Genomic DNA, 17,517 nt, shown 5'->3' on the forward strand with positions numbered 1-17,517 from the left:
TGTTAGCGAACACGGTTAACGCGAATTAACCCGTCCTCAAGCGTTCTGCGCCTCGACGGTTTCGGCCAGCGCAAGCCAGCGTTCCTCCGCCTCCTCCTTTTCCGCGCGGGCCAGCTCGATGGACTTGCCGATGCGGGTGAAGCGGTCGGGATCCTGCGCGTAGAGGTCGGGATCCGCCAGCGCCGCCTCCCCCTTCGCGATCAGGCCCTCCAGTTCCTCGATCCGGTCGGGAAGCCGCTCGTAATCGCGCTGGTCCCTGTAGCTGAGCTTGACCGAACGGGGCGGCGGCGGCGGCGGGGGTGGGGGCGGGGCGCCTTCGTCCGGCCCATCCCTTGCCGCCCGGGTCTGCCCGCCGCCGCCCGCGCCGGACCGCTTCCTGCGCTTCGCCTGCCAGTCCTCGTATCCGCCCGCCACGACATCGACCGTACCGCTGCCGTCCAGACCGAGCGTGACCGTCACCGTGCGGTCGAGGAAGTCGCGATCGTGGCTCACGATCAGGACGGTGCCCTCGTAATCGGCGATGACTTCCTGCAACAGATCCAGCGTTTCCAGGTCGAGATCGTTGGTCGGCTCGTCCAGCACCAGCAGGTTCGATGTCCGCGCGAATTCGCGCGCCAGCAGCAGCCGGCTGCGCTCGCCGCCAGAGAACGTGCCGATCTTCGCCTCGATCAGCGACGGGTCGAACAGGAACTCCTTGAGATAGGCCTGCACGTGCTTGCGGTGGCCGCGCACGTCGATCCAGTCGCCGCCCTCGGCCAGAACGTCCCTCACGGTCTTTTGCGGGTCGAGCAGCGCGCGCTGCTGGTCGATCATCACGCCCGAAAGCGTCGCCGCGTGGGTGACGGAGCCGGTATCGGGTTCGATCTCCCCGGTGAGCATCTTCAGGAGCGTGGTCTTGCCCGCACCGTTCGCACCGACGATGCCGATCCGGTCGCCGCGCTGGATGCGCAGCGAAAAGGGCTTGATGACCTGCCGCCCGTCATACGACTTGGCGATATCCTCCGCCACGATGACGGACTTGCTGCGGAAATCCTCATCGCTGGCGAGCTTCAGCCTGGCCGTGCCGCCGGGGGAAATCATCGCGGCGCGCTGCGCCCGCATCTGCCACAGCCGGTCGAGCCGTCCCATGTTGCGCTTGCGCCGCGCGGTGACGCCGCGTTCGAGCCAGTGCGCCTCGATCTTCAGCTTCGCGTCGAGCTTTTCCGCCGCGCGCGCCTCCTCGGCATAGACCTGCTCCTCCCACGCTTCGTACCCGCCGAAGCCGACTTCCTTGCGCCTGAGATTGCCGCGGTCGAGCCACAGCGTCGCGCGGGTCAGGCGCTTAAGGAAGGTGCGGTCGTGGCTGATGACGATGAAAGCGCCCTTGTACCGGCCCAGCCAGTCTTCCAGCCAGTCAATGGCAGCCAGGTCGAGGTGATTGGTCGGTTCGTCCAGCAGCAGCAGATCCGGCCCCTGCGCCAGCGCGCGGGCGATGGCGGCGCGGCGGCGCTCGCCCCCGCTGGCGGTGGCCGCCTCTTTCGCCATGTCGATGCCGAGCTGGCCGGCGATGGCTTCCACCTCATGCGCCTGCGGCGCGTCGCGGCCGGACAGCGCGTAGTCCATCAGTGTGGCATGGGCAGAGAAGTCCGGTTCCTGCTCCAGCCAGACGATATTGGCATGCGGCTTCACCTTGCGCGTGCCGCGGTCGGGCTCGATCTCCGAGGTGATGAGACGCAGCAGCGTGGTCTTGCCAACGCCGTTGCGGCCGATCAGCGCCAGCCGGTCGCGCGGGCCGATATGCAGGTCCAGCCCGTCGCCGCCGGCCGGATCGCCGAACAGCCAGCGCCCGCCCTGTTGCAGACCGACGCCTTCGAGGCTGAGGATGGGTGGTTCCGCCATGACGGGCGCGAGGTAGGGGCGGGGCGGGCGGCTGGCAAGGAACGGCTGCGTTCAGCGGAGCGTTATCCGCCGCGCGCGATGATCGGCGCATCACAGTCGGAGATTATTGCCATGCTGCGCTACGCCCTTGCCCTGTCTGCCACTGCGCTCGTCACCGCCCCCGCCGGGGCGGAAGTCCGGATCGAGACGAACGGACCGGTGATCGCGCTGGGCGTGACACAAACCGTGTCGCTCGATCCCGACATCGCCAATCTCGGCGCCGGCGTCACAACGCTGGCCCCGACGGCGGTGGAGGCGATGCGCCAGAATGCGGCGTCGATGAACCGCGTCATCGACCGGATCGAGGCGCTGGGCATCGACGAGGACGACATCCAGACCAGCGGCATCAGCCTCAACCCGGAATACCAGTACAATCAGCAGACCAGCCAGCAGGACTTTCGCGGCTACCGCGTGACCAACAGGGTGATGGTGAAGCTACGCGACATCGACAAGACCGGCGAGGTGCTCGATGCGCTGGTGTCGGTGGGCGCCAACGATATCGGCGGCATCGGCTGGGAGGCGGAGGATACCGACGCGGCGGTGGAGCAGGCCAGGCAGGCGGCCATGCGCACGGGCCGCGAGCGCGCGCTGAACTACGCCCGCGCCGCCGGATATTCGGATATCCGCCTGCTGGAGATCAGCGAGAACGTCTCGCCCGGCAGACCGATGCCGTATCAGGACGCACCGATCGTGGCGACCGCCGCGCGCGCCGAATCCACGCCGGTCCGACCCGGGCAGGTGCAGGCCGGGGTCACGGTGAACCTGACGTGGGAGATGGTGCAATAGGGCGACACCGCCGCCTGAACCGGGTGCCAGCGCAACATTCACACCTTGTTCAATGCCCCGGGTCCATGCACCGTCCTGCCATGAAAGTCTTCCCTGCAGCCCTGATCGCGCTGGCGCTCGCCGGTTCGCTGTCCCCCGTCTCGACCGGTGCCGCGCTCGCCCAGTCGCGCGGGGGCGACCAGCGCAGTGCGCGGGCCGAGATGCAGGCCGGGCGCAACATGCCCATTCGCGAGATCGAGCGGCGCATCATTCCGCGCATGCGCGAGGATGACGAATATGTCGGCTTTGAATACGATCCCACGGCGCAGGCCTATCGCCTCAAATTCATCCGCGAAGGGCGGATGATCTGGGTCGATGTCGATGCGCAGACCGCGCGGGTCATTCGCGTATCGCGCTAACGTCTGCGCGTCCGCCTGAAACCTTGCCCTCGCTTGACGCGTTGATGGCGAAAGCCCAACACCGGGCGACAAACAGGCAGGGGAAACATCCATGCGCATCCTGATCGTCGAGGACGAGCCGACGCTCGGCCAGCAACTGAAGACCACGCTGGAACAGAACGGTTATGCCGTGGACCTGTCCACCGATGGGGAGGACGGTCACTTCCTCGGCTCGACCGAGGAATACGACGCCGCCGTGCTCGATCTCGGCCTGCCGGAGATCGACGGGCTGACGGTGCTGGGCATGTGGCGCAAGGAACGGCGCAACTTCCCCGTTCTGGTGCTGACCGCGCGCGACAGCTGGAGCGACAAGGTCGCCGGCCTCGATGCGGGAGCGGACGATTACCTCGCCAAGCCGTTCCAGACCGAAGAGCTGATCGCCCGCCTTCGCGCACTCATCCGCCGCGCCTCGGGCAATGCCAGCAGCGAGCTGACCGCGGGCGACGTCCGGCTCGATACGCGATCGGGCCGCGTCACGCTGGCGGGCGAGCCGGTGAAGCTCACCGCGCAGGAATACAAGCTGCTGAGCTACCTCATGCACCACAAGGGCAAGGTGGTCAGCCGCACGGAGCTTATCGAACATATCTACGACCAGGATTTCGATCGCGATTCCAACACGATCGAGGTCTTCGTCACCCGCATTCGCAAGAAACTCGGCGCAGACGTGATAACCACGATCCGTGGACTCGGTTACAGCCTCGACGACCCCGACGACGCACCGCGCGAGTGATGCAGACATCGGCGATGATCTTGCCGGCGACGCCTTCGATGGCGACGCCGGTTCCGTCGTGGGAGGCGCGCGCGATCTAGGCGAGGCGCCCGCGACCCGACCAGACGCGCCGGCCGTCGTCGTGCCCGCGCATACCGGCAGCCTGGCGCGGCGCATGATGCTGATCGCGGCGGGCTGGATCGCGGCGCTGCTGCTGCTGGGCGGCATCGCGCTCGACCGGGTGCTGACCGATCTCGTGTCGGACCAGTTCGACGAGCAGCTGGAGGTGTCGCTCAACGCGATGGCGTCCTCTGCCGAGATCGATCCGTTCGGGGAGATCTATTTCAACCGCATCCTCGGCGATCAGCGCTATCTGGAACCCAATAGCGGCTTCTACTGGCAGATTTCGGGCGGCGATTTCGTCCCCTATCTGTCGCGCTCGCTATGGGACGAGCCGATCGACATCCGCGAGAACGTCAACGCCCAAGACCCGATCTTCTACAATGGCCGCACGCAGCCGGGCGAGGAGGTGCGGATCGCGCAGCGCACGCTCGGCATTCCGGGCAGCGACGTGCAGTGGCAGTTCGTCGTCGCCGGTGCCCGCGAGGGCGTCGACGCGCAGATCGCCAGCATCCGCTCGATCCTCGCCTGGTCCTTCGCCATCCTCGGCATCGGCCTGTTCCTGATGGCGGCGGCGCAGACCTGGTACGGCCTCGGCCCCTTGCGCCGCGTGCGCAAGGCCATCGCCCGTATCCGCTCCACCGGCACCAACCGCGTCACCGATCCGCTGCCCCTGGAAGTGCAACCGATGGTGGACGAGTTGAACGCGCTGCTCGCCCATTCGGAACGGCAGGCGGAGGAGGCCCGCACCCATGCCGGCAATCTCGCCCACGCCCTCAAGACTCCGCTGACCGTGTTGACCAACGCGGCCAGCGCTTCCTCTCCCGACCTCGACGCGACGGTGCTGCGCGAGGCGGCGATGATGCGGCGGCAGGTCGATCACCATCTCGCCCGCGCGCGCGCCGCCGGTCGCCGAGCCGTCGGCCTGTCGCGCACCGTGGTGATGGACAGCGCCGTCGCGGTCGAGCGGGCGGTGTCCCGCCTCTACCCGCAGGTGCGGTTCGATATCGACGGGTCCGACAGCGCCGCCGTCGCGGTCGAGCGGCAGGATCTCGACGAGTTGCTCGGCAACCTTATCGAGAATGCGGCCAAGTATGGCGGGGGCAGCGTGTTCATCACCGTCGATGCCCCGCGCGCGGGGGAAGCGGCGGTCGATCCGCAGTCCAGGTTCTGCACGGTGATGATCGAGGACGATGGAGCGGGCATTCCGGCCGATCAGCATACGGCGATCTTCGGGCGCGGGGCGCGGCTGGATACGGAAAAACCGGGGACCGGCCTTGGCCTGTCCATCGTGCGCGACGTCGCGCAGATCTATGGCGGCGACGTGGAGCTTGCCGAGAGCGAGGATCTGGGCGGGCTGCTGGTGCGGCTCAACCTGCCGCGCGCACGGCGGGGCGAGCCGTCCTGACGCGGAACGGTGTGCGGCGTTGCTAGGCCGCGTCGCGCTTGTCGATGAATTCCAGCGCCGCCGCGATCACCTTTCCCGAATCGCATGGCTTGGGAATGTGCCGGACACCCAGGGTGCGCACGGTCTCGTTCACGCGGTTGAGATCGCCCGAATGGAGCAGATACGGTATTTCGAGCCGGTCCAGTTCCTTGGCAACCGGCACGCAGGTTTCGCCGTTCTGCAACGTCACGTCGAGCACGGCGACGTGGATCCTGCCAGTCTCGATATGCTTCATCGCCCCCGTCACGCCGGTGGCGCACAAGGGCTCGCACCCTTTTTCCTCGGCGGCGAATTCGAGATCCATGAGGATGAGCGGCTCGTCCTCGAGCAGCAGGATGGTGCAGTTTTCGGTCAAGAGAAAGATCCGTTTTCGAGCGGGTAGGTCGCGCATACGCGAAGGCCCTGTTCGAGCCATTCGCGCTCTATGTTGCCGCCGCCATAGCGGACCATGCGATCGATGATGGCATTGCCCGAGCCTTTCTCGGACGGCGGCTCGCTCACGGCCGGTCCGCCCATCTCGGCCCAGACGACTTCGAGCACGCGGCGCCCGTCGCGCGTCTTTTCCGCCCAGTCGACGCAGACCTCTCCGTCCTCGCTCGACCAGGCGCCGTAATTCGTGGCGTTGGCCGCCAGTTCGTGCAGCGTCAGGCCCAGGCCGGACACCACCCCGTAGGGCACCTTCAGCGGATCGCCGCGGAAATTCAGTTTCCACGGACCCAGATCATAGGGTTCGAGCACGGCGCGGATGGACTGGCCGACCTCGATCGTGCCCGAGGATGCCTCGTCCAGCGTCGTCTCGTAGGCCCGGCCCAGCGCCTGCACCCGCTCGTTGATTTCCTGCGCCTCGCTTTCCACCCCGCGCATTCGCCCGGTGATGTTGACGATGCCGGAAATCACCGAGAACATGTTCTTCATGCGGTGCGACAGTTCGCGCGCCATGTCGCGGGCGTAGAGTTCTTCCGCCCGCGCGGCGCGCACGTCGGACACGTCCCACTGGCTGCCGAAGAAATACAGAAGCTGGCCGCGCTCGTTGTAGATCGGGCCGACATGAAGCGCGTTCCAGAAGGTCGATCCGTCCCTGCGGTAATTGAGCAGCTCGACCACCGTCACGTCTTCCTCGCGGATGGCGTTGCGCAGCTTGGCGACCTGCGAGCGGTCGGTTTCCGGACCCTGGAGGAAGCGGCAGTTGCGTCCGATGATCTCGTCCTCGGGATAGCCCGTCAATTCGCGAAAGGCGCGATTGGCGAAGACGATGGGCATGTCTTCCAGATGCGGATCGCACAGGCAGATCGCCATGCGGGTCTGGGCCATGGCCTGTTCGAACAGGACGCCGGAGGAACCGGTGAACTGGTCCTCGGGATGCTGTTCGCGAAACTTGGCTGGCGAAGGGTCGTAGCTGGGCGACGCGCGAAAGGCCTGGCGCTCACGCTCCAGCTGCCTCTTTCGCTCGTCGTGATCCGCGCCGTCGGACATCGCTGGCTATACGGCTGGCTTCGCAGCTTGGTTCCGCCGATATTCGCCTGCCATGGCGACCCTTTCAACCATCCTGCGCCCTTCTGTGATGGCGGATGACCTCGTCGATCACGAAACGCAAGAACTTCTCGGAAAATTCCGGATCGAGATCGGCCTCCACCGCCAGCTGGCGCAGCCGCGCGATCTGCTTCGCCTCGCGCGCCGGATCGGCGGGCGGCATCTTCGTCTCGGCCTTGTACCGACCCACCGCCTGCGTGATGCGGAAGCGCTCGGCGAGGATGTGGATCAGCGCCGCGTCGATATTGTCGATGCTGCGGCGATAGCCGTCGAGCACCGGGTCCGACTGCGCCGGGGCGGGGGCGTGCGTAGCTTCGGGAGCGGCCATGCGCCATCCTTGCGGGAGAAATGCACGCTTGCCAAGCGTGCGGCGCGTCCCCATTGCATTTCGCATGAGCGACAACGTCGTCCCGATGAAACGCACCGGAGAGGCGACGCCTTCGCTCTCGCCGATCCTGTCGCTGACCGCCACCGCGATGAACAGCGTCAACCAGGTCATCCTGGACCGGATGCAGAGCGAGATTCCCCTGATCCCCGCGCTCGCCGGGCACCTGATCTCCGGCGGGGGCAAGCGGATGCGCCCGATGCTGACGCTCGCCGGGGCGCAGGTCGTCGGGTATCAGGGCACCCGCCACCACAAGCTCGCCGCCGCGGTCGAGTTCATCCATACCGCCACGCTCCTGCATGACGACGTGGTGGACGGGTCGGAAACGCGGCGCGGCAAGTCCGCCGCCAACATCGTCTTCGGCAATCCGGCCACCGTGCTGGTGGGCGATTTCCTGTTCAGCCGCGCGTTCGAACTGATGGTGGAGGACGGCAGCCTCAAGGTTCTCAAGATCCTCTCATCCGCCAGCGCCGTCATTGCCCAGGGCGAGGTCGACCAGCTTACCGCCCAGCGCCGGATCGAGACGAGCGAGGAACGCTATCTCGACATCGTCGGCGCCAAGACCGCCGCGCTGTTCGCCGCCGCCAGCCGCATTGCCGCCGTCGTCGCGGAGCGGGAGGACGCGGCCGAGCGCGCGCTCGACGATTACGGCCGCAATCTCGGTATCGCGTTCCAGCTCGTCGACGATGCCATCGACTACGACACCGGCACCGCAGACATGGGCAAGGACCGGGGCGACGATTTTCGCGAGGGCAAGATGACGCTGCCCGTCATTCTCGCCTATGCCCGCGGGGACGAGGAGGAACGCCGCTTCTGGCAGGACGCCATCGCCGGCTTTCGCATCGACGACGCGGATTTCGCCCATGCCGTCGCGCTCATCCGCCGGCACGATTGTATTTCCGCCACCCGCGAACGCGCCCGCCATTTCGCACAGCGCGCCTGCGATGCGCTATCGATCTTTCCCGACGGCGCCGCCCGGCGGGCGATGGTCGAGGCGGCGCAGTTCGCGGTTTCGCGAGGGTACTGACCGCCGGCGCCGGGCGTTCCGGCCCGGAGGCGGTCTTTCCTGATTGTGGCCGATCTGCCCATCCATGCCGTTCTGCCCGATCTGCTTGCGGCCTTGCGCGGCGGCAATGGCGCGGTGCTCGTCGCGCCGCCGGGGGCGGGCAAGACGACGGCGGTGGCACCGGCGCTTCTGGGCGAGGCGTGGTGTACCGGGCAGGTCATCCTCACCAGTCCGCGCCGCGTGGCCGCCCGCGCCGCGGCGGAACGAATGGCCGATCTGCTGGGTGAACGGGTGGGAGAGCGCGTGGGCTACCTGTCGCGCATGGACAGCAAGACCTCTGCCGCGACCCGCATCCTCGTCGTGACGGAAGCGATTCTGGTGAACAGATTGCTTGACGATCAAGACCTTGCGGGCGTTTCCGCAGTCCTGTTCGACGAGGCGCACGAACGCTCGCTCGACAGCGATCTGGGGCTGGCGCTGGCGCTGGAAACGCAGGCCATCCTGCGCGACGACCTGCGCGTCTGCGTGATGAGCGCAACCATCGACGGCGCCCGATTCGCTCGCCTGATGGACGATGCGCCGGTAATCGAGAGCGAGGGAAAGCAGTTTCTGCTGCAAATAGAATGGCTTGGCGCACGCCCCGAACAGCGGATCGAGGATGCGATGACATCCGCCGTACTCGCTGCCTGGCGAGAGCGGGACGGCGATATCCTGGCTTTCCTGCCCGGCGTGGGGGAGATCGAGCGGACGCGCGAACGGCTCGCGGCGAAGCTGCCGGAAACCCCCGTCCTGCCGCTGCATGGACAGGTCCTTCCGACCGATCAGCGCCGTGCCATCCGCCGCGATCCCGAGGGACGCCGACGGATCGTGCTCGCGACCAGCATTGCCGAGACGTCGCTGACGCTGGATGGGGTGAGCGTCGTCGTCGATAGCGGTCTGGCCCGCAACGCCGTCTTCGATCAGGCCGCCGGCACCACGCATCTCGTCACCGCGCGCGCCAGCCAGGCGGCGGCGGCGCAGCGGGCGGGGCGCGCGGCGCGGCAGGGACCGGGCACCGCCTATCGCCTGTGGGAGGAGGGCGGTCACGCGGGTCGCCCGCCCTATGACCGGCCCGCGATCCTTGCCGCGGACCTTGCCCCGCTGGTCCTGTCGCTGGCGCGCCGGGGTGTTGCCGACCCCGCCGATCTGCGCTGGCTCGACGCCCCGCCCGAAGCCTCCATCGCGTCCGCCCGGGAGCGGCTCGCGGCGCTCGGAGCGCTCGACAGCGAGGGCACGATCACACCGCGCGGGGAACGCATCGCCGCGCTGCCGATGGAGCCGTGGCAGGCGGCGATGGTGCTCGCCGGGGCCGGGCGCGGTTGCGCACCGCTGGCCGCGAAGCTCGCGGTGCTGTTGCAGGAACGCGGGCTGGGCGGGCGGGCCGAGGATCTGGAGACGCGGCTGCAGCGCTGGGACGGCGACCGGTCGAAGCGGGCCGAGGCCGCGCGGCGGCTGGCGCAGGGCTGGGCCGGGCGGGCGGATAACCTCGTCGATCGTGCGGGGCGAAAGCGGGAGGCGTCGCCCGCCGTCCTGCTCGCCGCCGGTCGCCCGGACATGATCGCGAAGCGGCGCGATGCGTCGGGCGAAAGCTGGCTGTCCGCCGGTGGCCGCGGTTACGCGCTCGATCCGGCTTCGCCGCTCTCGCGCGCCGACTGGCTCGCGATCGGCGACGCGCAGGGGCTGGCGAAGGGCGCACGCATCACTGCCGCCGCGCCCCTGGCGCTGGGCGAAATCGACGAAGAACTCGGCGATCTGATCGAGAAGAGGCGGCTGATACGCTGGAACGACAAGGACAACCGCGTCGAAGCCCGGTTGGAAAAGCGTCTTGGCGCCATCACGCTCGCTACCGGACCGGACCCCGATCCGGATCACGAGGCCGTCGTGGATTGCCTTGTGGAAAAGGCCGTGGAAAGGCTGGGGACGCTGCTGCCGGCCCGGCTGCTCGCCCGGGGGCACTACGCCGGGATCGCCAGCCTTTCGCCCGAACGGCTGGCCAGCATGGCGGACCTCTGGCTGCGGGCGCTGCTCGAAGGGCGCAGCGATCTCGACCTGCCCGCCGCGCGCTACGCGGATGCCGCGCTTGCGCTGCTGTCGTGGGACGAGCGCCAGCGGCTCGACCGGCTGGCCCCGCGCGAGTTCGTCAGTCCGGCGGGCACGCATCACCCCATCGATTACGCCGGCGACCATGCGCCCAGTGCGCAGGTTCGGGTGCAGGCGCTGTTCGGGCTGGATCGGCACCCTGTCGTGGGCGATGTGCCGCTCCTGCTTCAGCTGACCAGCCCCGCCGGCCGGCCCATTCAGGCGACGCGCGACCTGCCGGGCTTCTGGCGCGGGAGCTGGGCGGACGTGGCGAAGGAAATGAAGGGCCGCTATCCCAAGCATCGCTGGCCCGACGAGCCCTGGGCCGAAAAGCCGAGCCTGAAAACCAAGAACGCCTTCCAAAATCCGAAAGGCTGAATTAGGACATCGGGACGCGATAGCGGCCCGCAAGCGCGAACGCGCGTCGGTCTCACAGGCCGAAGCCAGGCTGGCGGATGCCCGCCGTCCGGCGTTTGCGGGTCAAGAAGGAAGATTATGCAGGCCCGTATCTACAAGCGCCCGAAAAGCGCGATGCAATCCGGCAAGGCGCTGGTCGACCAGTGGGTGCTCGACTTCGTGCCGGCCGAGGCGAAACGTCCCGATCCGCTGATGGGCTGGACCGGCAGCGGCGACACCCGGCAGCAGCTGCAATTGCGCTTTCCCACCCGCGAGGCGGCGCAGGCCTATGCCGACAAGCACGGCATCGCGGCGCGCGTGCACCACGTCCCGCCAAAGCGTCTGAAGATCCAGGCCTACGCCGACAATTTCAAGTGAGGCGCGCCGCCGCTTGAAATCGCCTCGCGACGCGGCCATATGGCGCGCCGGGAGTCGGGTGGACGTTCGCGTCTGCTCACCGGGTCAGGTCCGGAAGGAAGCAGCCCAGGTAGATGGCAGCGGGTCGCTCGGCTCCTTTTCACGATCCGACAGATGCGATGACAAGCGGGCGGCAAGCCCCTACCTTGGCGTGCATGGGTGATTCCGAAAACATGTTCGGCGATGCCGGGGCGGCAGGTGACGAGGACGACCGGCCGAGTGCCGGAGAGCTGGAGGCCGCCGGGCAGAATTCGATGTTCGGCGACGCGTCGCAGCCCGTCGATCGGGCCGAACAGGTTCCCCCCGCGGCGGCGGACGATCCGCCCGAACCCGCGGCCCCGCCTCCCGCCACCGAGGCCGCGCAGCCCTACCGCGTGCTGGCACGCAAGTACCGGCCGCAGACCTTCAGCCAGCTTATCGGGCAGGAGCCGATGGTCCGCACGCTGGCCAACGCGATCGAGCGCGAGCGGCTGGCCCATGCCTTCCTGATGACCGGCGTGCGCGGCGTGGGCAAGACCTCCACCGCGCGCCTGATCGCCAAGGCGCTCAACTGCATCGGGCCCGACGGACAGGGCGGACCCACCATCGACCCGTGCGGGGTGTGCGAGCCGTGCGTCGCCATTGCCGAAGGTCGCCACATCGACGTGATCGAGATGGACGCCGCCAGCCATACCGGCATCGACGACATTCGCGAGATCATCGAGGCGGTGCGCTACGCCGCGGTCAGCGCGCGCTACAAGATCTATATCATCGACGAGGTCCACATGCTGTCCAAGGCGGCCTTCAACGGCCTGCTCAAGACGCTCGAGGAGCCGCCCGAACACGTCAAGTTCCTGTTCGCCACCACCGAAGTGGAGAAGCTGCCCGTCACCGTGCTCAGCCGCACGCAACGCTTCGATCTGAGGCGCATCCCGACCGGCATGCTCGCGCAGCATTTCGCCAGCATCTGCCGGCAGGAGGGCGTGGAGGCGGAGGAGGAGGCGCTCGCGCTGATCGCGGCGGCGGCGGAGGGATCGGTGCGCGACGGCCTGTCGATCCTCGACCAGGCCATCGCCCATGCCGACATGGAAGGTGGGGCGGGGCAGACGCTGGTGCGCGCGGAACGGGTGCGCGACATGCTCGGGCTCGCCGACAAGAGCGCGCAGCGCACGTTGTTCCAGCACATCCTCGATGGCCAACCGCAGGCGATGCTCGATGCCGTCGCGCAGCAATACGCGCTGGGGGTCGATCCGCTGGCGCTGATCCGCTCGCTGATGGATTTCACCCACCGCATCGCCGTGACCCAGGTCGGCGGCGGGGAGGCGGATGCACCTACGCAGGAGGATCGCGAGGCGTTGAGCGAATGGGCGGCGAAGCTGACCGCCGGTCAGGTCCATCGCCTGTGGCAATTGCTGCTCAAGGGGCATGACGAGGTCCGCCAGGCGCCCGATCCGCTGGTCGCCACGCAGATGGCGCTGCTGCGGGTGCTCCACGCCGCCGACCTGCCCGATCCGGGCAAGCTGGCGAAGCAGTTGCAGGAACTGGCCGTCAGTGGCGGCGGCGGCGGGGCCGTGCCGCAGGGCGCGTCCGGGGCGGCCGCGGCTCCGGCGGCGCTATCGTGGGAGCAGGTCGTCGACCGGATCGACCATTCGGCTCTGCCCAACGCCATGTCGCTCGCCACGCGCCTCAGGATGCAGGTGCGCGTCATCGCGCTGGAACCGGGCAGGCTGAGATACACCCAGCCCCCCGGCTTCGAGGAGGATCTGGTCCCCGACATAAGGCAGGCGATGCTGGCGGTGTTCGGCAATCGCTGGGACGTCGCGAAGGTAGAGGGCGAGGGGGCGCCGACGCTGGTGGAACAGGCGGAAGCGGCGCGGCGCGAAGAGGCCGAGCGCATCCGGCGGCACCCGCTGGTCGAGGCCACCTTCGCCGCCTTTCCCGATGCGCGGATGATCGAGGATACCGAGACGCCGCGCGGCCGGCAGGACTGGTCACGGACGGGCTGAACCGGGGGCGGCATTCACAACCATCGAAAAGATCCAGAAGGACATAGCGTCATGCAGAACATGGAAGAAATGATGAAGGCAGCGCAGGAAGCCGCGGCCAAGATCCAGCAGCAGATGAGCGACGCGCAGGTGAAGCTCGACAATATCGAGGTCGAGGGCAGCGCCGGCGGCGGGCTCGTCAAGGTGCGCGCCAGCGCGCGGGGCCGGATCATCGGCGTATCCATCGACGACAGTCTGGTGAAGCCGGAGGAGAAGACCATCCTCGAAGACCTCGTCACCGCCGCCTTCAACGACGCCCGCGACAAGGCCGATCGCACGGCGGGCGAACACATGGCCGAAATGCAGAAGGGCATGGGCCTGCCGCCCGGCTTCAACCTTCCGGGCATGGGCTGAACCGCTTGCGCCCGGATAAGGTGGTGGTATTGCGACAGGACGGCAATCGGGGGCGTGTGCGATGGTGTGCGAGCGGGTAAAGGCGGGGTGGCTGGCAGTCGGCGCCGCCCTTGCGACGGCGGCGATGCCGACGGGGGCAGCCGCGCAATACGCCGCGGACTGGGACAGGCTGGCCCCCTCCTCGCACTGGAACCTCGATTACGCCGAGGACTCTTGCGCCCTTCGCCGCTCCTTCGGGGAAGGGGACGACCGCACGTTTCTCGAGCTGCGCCAATTCGAGCCGGAAGGGGCGCTCCAGGTCATCGTCATGACCAAGGGCACACAGATGCGGTCCGCCGACGAATTGCTCGTTGCGTCCCACGTTCGCTCGCGCATCGCCAGGCCCAGTGTCAGCTTCCTCCCCGAGACGGAGCCGGCCGAATGGGGTCAGCCGCTCGGCATCCATAGCGAGGAGTGGGGAGAGGGTGTCCTGTTCACCTCGCTCGACCTCAGGAATTCGGAGCAGCGCGAACTCGCCAGGGCCTTTCTCGCCGAACACGGCACCGGCCTCGTCGTTTCGGACGAGCAGCGCGACGTACGCGAAGCGGAGATCGACGGCCTCGCCGTCGAAAATGTCTATCGGCGCAACTTCGTGCTCGATACCGGGGCGATGCAGGCACCCATGTCCGCCATGCGGCAATGCATGGACGAGCTGATCGAGCACTGGGGCATCGACGCGGAAGCCAACCGGCACCTCACGCGCCGGGTGCAACCCAGGGATTTCCAGTCGTGGGTCACCCGCGTGCAGCAGCAATATCCCACCGCCATGGAGCGGCAGAACGAACAGGCGGTGGTTCGCGTGCGTCTCACGGTTTCGCCCGAGGGACGCGCGACCGACTGCGCGGTGCAGACCGATATCAGCAATCCCCTTTTCGACGAGGCCGCCTGCGAAGTGCTGCTGCGCCATTCGCGCTTCGACCCTGCGCTGGATGCCGATGGCGATCCGATCGCCAGCTACTGGGTGAAGACGATCGTCTACCGGATCGGCACATAGGCCTCTAGACGCGGCCGCGCGACCTCGGGGAAAACCGGGCCTTAAAGGGCGTGTGGCGGGGCGTCGCCTGTCCCTGCTTCCGCCATTCGGGCCATCCGACGCTTTCCTACGGTCGGCGGGCTGGTCCATGCCCGCGGAATGACCGCTTCCTCTCCCGGTGCCCCGGCCATGTTTTCGACAAGGCGAGGTGTCAACTTCGCAAAACGCTTCGTAACCCGCGGAAAAGCGGGCGTCAGGGGCGTCCGTCCGGCTACGTCGCGATGTCAACTTCGTCAGGTTTCGTGTCGTGCGCCCTGCCATCGATGACCGACCGGTACCGGGCCGTCCACATCCGGGCCTTCCGCGCCCGTTGCACGATTGCGACGCCGCCCCCATATCCGGCCTCAAGAACAGTGGCGGGCACCCGGATCGCGCCCGCGCAACGGACGGATACCCCGCATATGACAGCCTTTCCCCTTCTTCCCCTTCGCGACATCGTCGTCTTCCCCGGCATGGTCGTTCCCCTGTTCGTGGGGCGTGACAAGTCGGTGGCGGCGCTCGAAGCGGCGATGGAATCGTCGAAGGACATCTTCCTGGTCGCGCAGCTCGACCCGGCGACCGACGATCCCGAGCAGGACGATCTCTACGATATCGGCGTCGTCGCGCAGGTGTTGCAGATGCTGAAGCTGCCCGACGGCACCGTCCGCGTGCTGGTGGAAGGGCAGGCGCGCGCCCGGCTCGACGCGATGCGCCTGTCCGAGGACTACATCCTCGCGCAGACCGAATTGCTCGACGAGACGACCGCCAGCGGCAGCGAGGTCGACGCCATGATGCGTTCCGCGCTCGACCAGTTCGCCGACTATGCCAAGAGCAACAAGAAGCTTTCGGACGAGGTGGAATCCGAGTTGCGCGATATCGACGATGCCGGCGCCTTGGCCGACGCCATCGCCGCGAACCTTTCCGCCAAGGTCGATGCCAAGCAGCAATTGCTGGTCCAGACCGACGCGCTCAAACGGCTGGAGATGGTGTTCTCCGTCATGGAGGGCGAACTGTCGGTGCAGCAGGTGGAGCGCAAGATCCGCGGCCGGGTGAAGCGGCAGATGGAAAAGACCCAGCGCGAATACTACCTCAACGAACAGCTCAAGGCGATCCAGTCCGAACTGGGCGGCGAGGGCGAGGACGGTGACGAAATCGCCGAGCTGACCAGGGCCATCGCCGAAACCAAGCTGTCCAAGGAAGCGCGGGCCAAGGCCGAATCGGAACTGAAGAAGCTCAAGGGCATGCAGCCGATGAGCGCCGAGGCGACGGTGGTGCGCAATTATCTCGATGTGCTGCTCGGCCTGCCGTGGGGCAAGAAGAGCAAGCTCAAGAAGGATATCGGCAAGGCGCAGCAGGTGCTCGACGAGGACCATTACGCGCTCGACAAGGTCAAGGACCGGATCGTCGAATATCTCGCCGTGCAGGCGCGTACCAACAAGCTCAAGGGGCCGATCCTGTGCCTCGTCGGCCCGCCCGGCGTGGGCAAGACCTCGCTCGGCAAGTCCATTGCCCGCGCCACCGGGCGCGAATTCATCCGGCAGTCGCTGGGCGGGGTGCGCGACGAGGCCGAGATCCGCGGTCACCGCCGCACCTATATCGGCTCCCTCCCGGGAAAGATCGTGTCGAACCTGAAAAAGGCCGGCGCCAGCAATCCGCTGTTCCTGCTCGACGAGATCGACAAGCTGGGTCAGGATTTCCGCGGGGATCCGGCGAGCGCGCTGCTCGAGGTGCTCGATCCCGAGCAGAACAACAAGTTCCAGGATCACTATCTCGAACTCGATATCGACCTCAGCGACATCATGTTCGTGACCACCGCGAACAGCCTGAACCTGCCGCAGCCGCTGCTCGACCGGATGGAGATCATCCGGCTGGAAGGCTATACGGAGGACGAGAAGGTCGAGATCGCCCAGCGCCACTTGATAGCCAAGCAGGTGAGCGATCACGGTCTCAAGGATGGCGAGTTCACGCTGACCGAGGAGGCGCTGCGCGACCTCATCCGCTATTACACCCGGGAAGCCGGCGTCCGCACGCTGGAGCGCGAGATCGCGCGCCTGTGCCGCAAGTCGCTGCGCAGGATACTCGAGAAGGAATGCGAGAGCGTGACGGTCACGCCCGACAACCTCGCCGATTTCGCCGGGGTGCGGAAATACCGGCACGACATGAGCGACGAGGAGCCGCAGATCGGTGCCGTCACCGGGCTTGCCTGGACGGAAGTCGGCGGGCAGCTGCTCACGATCGAGAGCGTGACCACGCCGGGCAAGGGCGAGGTGAAGACGACCGGCAAGCTGGGAGAGGTGATGAACGAGAGCGTCGCCGCCGCCTTCAGTTTCGTGAAGGCGCGGGCTCCGGCCTACGGAATCAAGCCCTCGATCTTCCAGCGCAAGAACATCCACATCCACCTGCCCGAAGGGGCGGTGCCCAAGGACGGGCCGAGCGCAGGCATCGGCATGGTCACCTCGATCATCTCGACGCTGACCGGCATCGCCGTGCGCTCCGATGTCGCGATGACGGGCGAGGTTACGCTGCGGGGCCGCGTGCTGCCCATCGGCGGGTTGAAGGAGAAGCTGCTGGCCGCGCTGCGCGGCGGGATCACCACCGTTCTCATTCCGCAGGAAAACGAGAAGGATCTGAAGGAAATCCCCGATAACGTGAAGGAAGGTCTGACGATCATTCCCGTGAGCCATGTCGACCAGGTGCTCGACCATGCGCTGACCGCGCAGCCGTCCCCCATAGAATGGACCGAAGCGGACGACATCGCCAGCCAGCCGCAGGTGCAGGTCGCAACCCCGCCGGCGGCGACGACCGCGCACTGAGTCGGCG

The 17,517-nt window shown here is 67.4% G+C and carries 15 protein-coding genes and 1 other RNA gene; 12 read left to right on the forward strand and 4 right to left on the reverse strand.

Annotation, left to right across the window (positions count from 1 at the left end; translation table 11 throughout):
• Window positions 1-36 precede the first annotated feature (36 nt).
• Window positions 37-1,878: an ABC-F family ATP-binding cassette domain-containing protein gene (locus EG799_RS13005; protein ID WP_123882035.1), complete on the reverse strand. Its 1,842-nt coding sequence runs from the start codon at window positions 1,876-1,878 to the stop codon at window positions 37-39.
• Here EG799_RS13005 and EG799_RS13010 point away from each other — a divergent pair.
• From EG799_RS13010 to EG799_RS13025, 4 genes are all read left to right on the forward strand, one after another.
• Window positions 1,834-2,703 carry an SIMPL domain-containing protein gene (locus EG799_RS13010; RefSeq protein ID WP_158611077.1) on the forward strand — a complete coding sequence of 290 codons (870 nt, stop codon included), beginning with the start codon at window positions 1,834-1,836 and terminating at the stop codon, window positions 2,701-2,703. The genes EG799_RS13005 and EG799_RS13010 overlap by 45 nt on opposite strands.
• 80 nt (window positions 2,704-2,783) lie before the next feature.
• Window positions 2,784-3,101, forward strand: a complete 318-nt coding sequence (locus tag EG799_RS13015; RefSeq protein WP_123882040.1) for a hypothetical protein — start codon at window positions 2,784-2,786, stop codon at window positions 3,099-3,101.
• A gap of 91 nt (window positions 3,102-3,192) precedes the next feature.
• On the forward strand, window positions 3,193-3,870 hold the full coding sequence (locus EG799_RS13020) for a response regulator transcription factor (RefSeq protein ID WP_123882043.1): 678 nt from the start codon (window positions 3,193-3,195) through the stop codon (window positions 3,868-3,870).
• Window positions 3,821-5,377 carry a sensor histidine kinase gene (locus EG799_RS13025; protein WP_407641232.1) on the forward strand — a complete coding sequence of 519 codons (1,557 nt, stop codon included), beginning with the start codon at window positions 3,821-3,823 and terminating at the stop codon, window positions 5,375-5,377. The genes EG799_RS13020 and EG799_RS13025 overlap by 50 nt, the downstream gene beginning before the upstream one ends.
• A gap of 22 nt (window positions 5,378-5,399) precedes the next feature.
• Here EG799_RS13025 and EG799_RS13030 read toward each other — a convergent pair whose 3' ends face one another.
• The 3 genes from EG799_RS13030 to EG799_RS13040 form a co-directional block, all read right to left on the reverse strand.
• Window positions 5,400-5,771 (reverse strand): response regulator, encoded by a 372-nt coding sequence (locus tag EG799_RS13030; protein WP_123882046.1) that lies wholly within the window; start codon window positions 5,769-5,771, stop codon window positions 5,400-5,402.
• Window positions 5,768-6,889, reverse strand: coding sequence for a PAS domain-containing protein (locus EG799_RS13035; protein WP_123882049.1), 1,122 nt, complete (start codon window positions 6,887-6,889; stop codon window positions 5,768-5,770). The genes EG799_RS13030 and EG799_RS13035 overlap by 4 nt, the downstream gene beginning before the upstream one ends.
• Before the next feature lie 64 nt (window positions 6,890-6,953).
• Window positions 6,954-7,274, reverse strand: coding sequence for a chorismate mutase (locus EG799_RS13040; protein WP_123882052.1), 321 nt, complete (start codon window positions 7,272-7,274; stop codon window positions 6,954-6,956).
• A 64-nt stretch (window positions 7,275-7,338) separates the two neighbouring features.
• Between EG799_RS13040 and EG799_RS13045 the strand changes: the two genes are divergently transcribed.
• The 8 genes from EG799_RS13045 to lon all read left to right on the forward strand — a co-directional run bounded on the left by EG799_RS13045 (window position 7,339) and on the right by lon (window position 17,510).
• The gene (locus EG799_RS13045; protein ID WP_123882055.1) at window positions 7,339-8,358 is read left to right on the forward strand and encodes a polyprenyl synthetase family protein; all 1,020 of its coding nucleotides are present in this window, start codon (window positions 7,339-7,341) and stop codon (window positions 8,356-8,358) included.
• Window positions 8,359-8,403: 45 nt separating this feature from the next.
• The gene (gene hrpB / locus EG799_RS13050; protein ID WP_123882058.1) at window positions 8,404-10,833 is read left to right on the forward strand and encodes an ATP-dependent helicase HrpB; all 2,430 of its coding nucleotides are present in this window, start codon (window positions 8,404-8,406) and stop codon (window positions 10,831-10,833) included.
• Between the two features lie 117 nt (window positions 10,834-10,950).
• A complete protein-coding gene (locus EG799_RS13055) occupies window positions 10,951-11,229 on the forward strand; it encodes an ETC complex I subunit (protein ID WP_123882061.1) in 279 nt (92 codons plus the stop codon).
• A 47-nt stretch (window positions 11,230-11,276) separates the two neighbouring features.
• Window positions 11,277-11,371: signal recognition particle sRNA small type (gene ffs / locus EG799_RS13060), an RNA gene on the forward strand.
• Window positions 11,372-11,423: 52 nt separating this feature from the next.
• Complete coding sequence (locus EG799_RS13065; protein WP_123882064.1) at window positions 11,424-13,253, forward strand: DNA polymerase III subunit gamma/tau; 1,830 nt, start codon at window positions 11,424-11,426, stop codon at window positions 13,251-13,253.
• Window positions 13,254-13,304: 51 nt separating this feature from the next.
• Window positions 13,305-13,646, forward strand: a complete 342-nt coding sequence (locus EG799_RS13070) for a YbaB/EbfC family nucleoid-associated protein (RefSeq protein ID WP_123882068.1) — start codon at window positions 13,305-13,307, stop codon at window positions 13,644-13,646.
• A gap of 64 nt (window positions 13,647-13,710) precedes the next feature.
• Entirely contained in the window at window positions 13,711-14,679 is a 969-nt protein-coding gene (locus EG799_RS13075; RefSeq protein WP_158611078.1) for an energy transducer TonB, read from the forward strand.
• A 440-nt stretch (window positions 14,680-15,119) separates the two neighbouring features.
• Entirely contained in the window at window positions 15,120-17,510 is a 2,391-nt protein-coding gene (gene lon / locus EG799_RS13080; protein WP_123882074.1) for an endopeptidase La, read from the forward strand.
• Window positions 17,511-17,517 lie beyond the last annotated feature (7 nt).

It is taken from the genome of Aurantiacibacter spongiae, assembly GCF_003815535.1.
GTDB lineage: Bacteria > Pseudomonadota > Alphaproteobacteria > Sphingomonadales > Sphingomonadaceae > Alteraurantiacibacter > Alteraurantiacibacter spongiae.

What these genes read in the sequence shown, in the direction of transcription:
- EG799_RS13035 (WP_123882049.1), bottom strand. Translation starts at nt 6,889, where the DNA reads ATGTCCGACGGCGCGGATCACGACGAGCGAAAGAGGCAGCTGGAGCGT.
- EG799_RS13070 (WP_123882068.1), top strand. Translation starts at nt 13,305, where the DNA reads ATGCAGAACATGGAAGAAATGATGAAGGCAGCGCAGGAAGCCGCGGCC.
- lon (WP_123882074.1), top strand. Translation starts at nt 15,120, where the DNA reads ATGACAGCCTTTCCCCTTCTTCCCCTTCGCGACATCGTCGTCTTCCCC.
- EG799_RS13005 (WP_123882035.1), bottom strand. Translation starts at nt 1,878, where the DNA reads ATGGCGGAACCACCCATCCTCAGCCTCGAAGGCGTCGGTCTGCAACAG.
- EG799_RS13045 (WP_123882055.1), top strand. Translation starts at nt 7,339, where the DNA reads ATGAGCGACAACGTCGTCCCGATGAAACGCACCGGAGAGGCGACGCCT.
- EG799_RS13040 (WP_123882052.1), bottom strand. Translation starts at nt 7,274, where the DNA reads ATGGCCGCTCCCGAAGCTACGCACGCCCCCGCCCCGGCGCAGTCGGAC.
- EG799_RS13020 (WP_123882043.1), top strand. Translation starts at nt 3,193, where the DNA reads ATGCGCATCCTGATCGTCGAGGACGAGCCGACGCTCGGCCAGCAACTG.
- EG799_RS13015 (WP_123882040.1), top strand. Translation starts at nt 2,784, where the DNA reads ATGAAAGTCTTCCCTGCAGCCCTGATCGCGCTGGCGCTCGCCGGTTCG.
- EG799_RS13065 (WP_123882064.1), top strand. Translation starts at nt 11,424, where the DNA reads ATGGGTGATTCCGAAAACATGTTCGGCGATGCCGGGGCGGCAGGTGAC.
- EG799_RS13055 (WP_123882061.1), top strand. Translation starts at nt 10,951, where the DNA reads ATGCAGGCCCGTATCTACAAGCGCCCGAAAAGCGCGATGCAATCCGGC.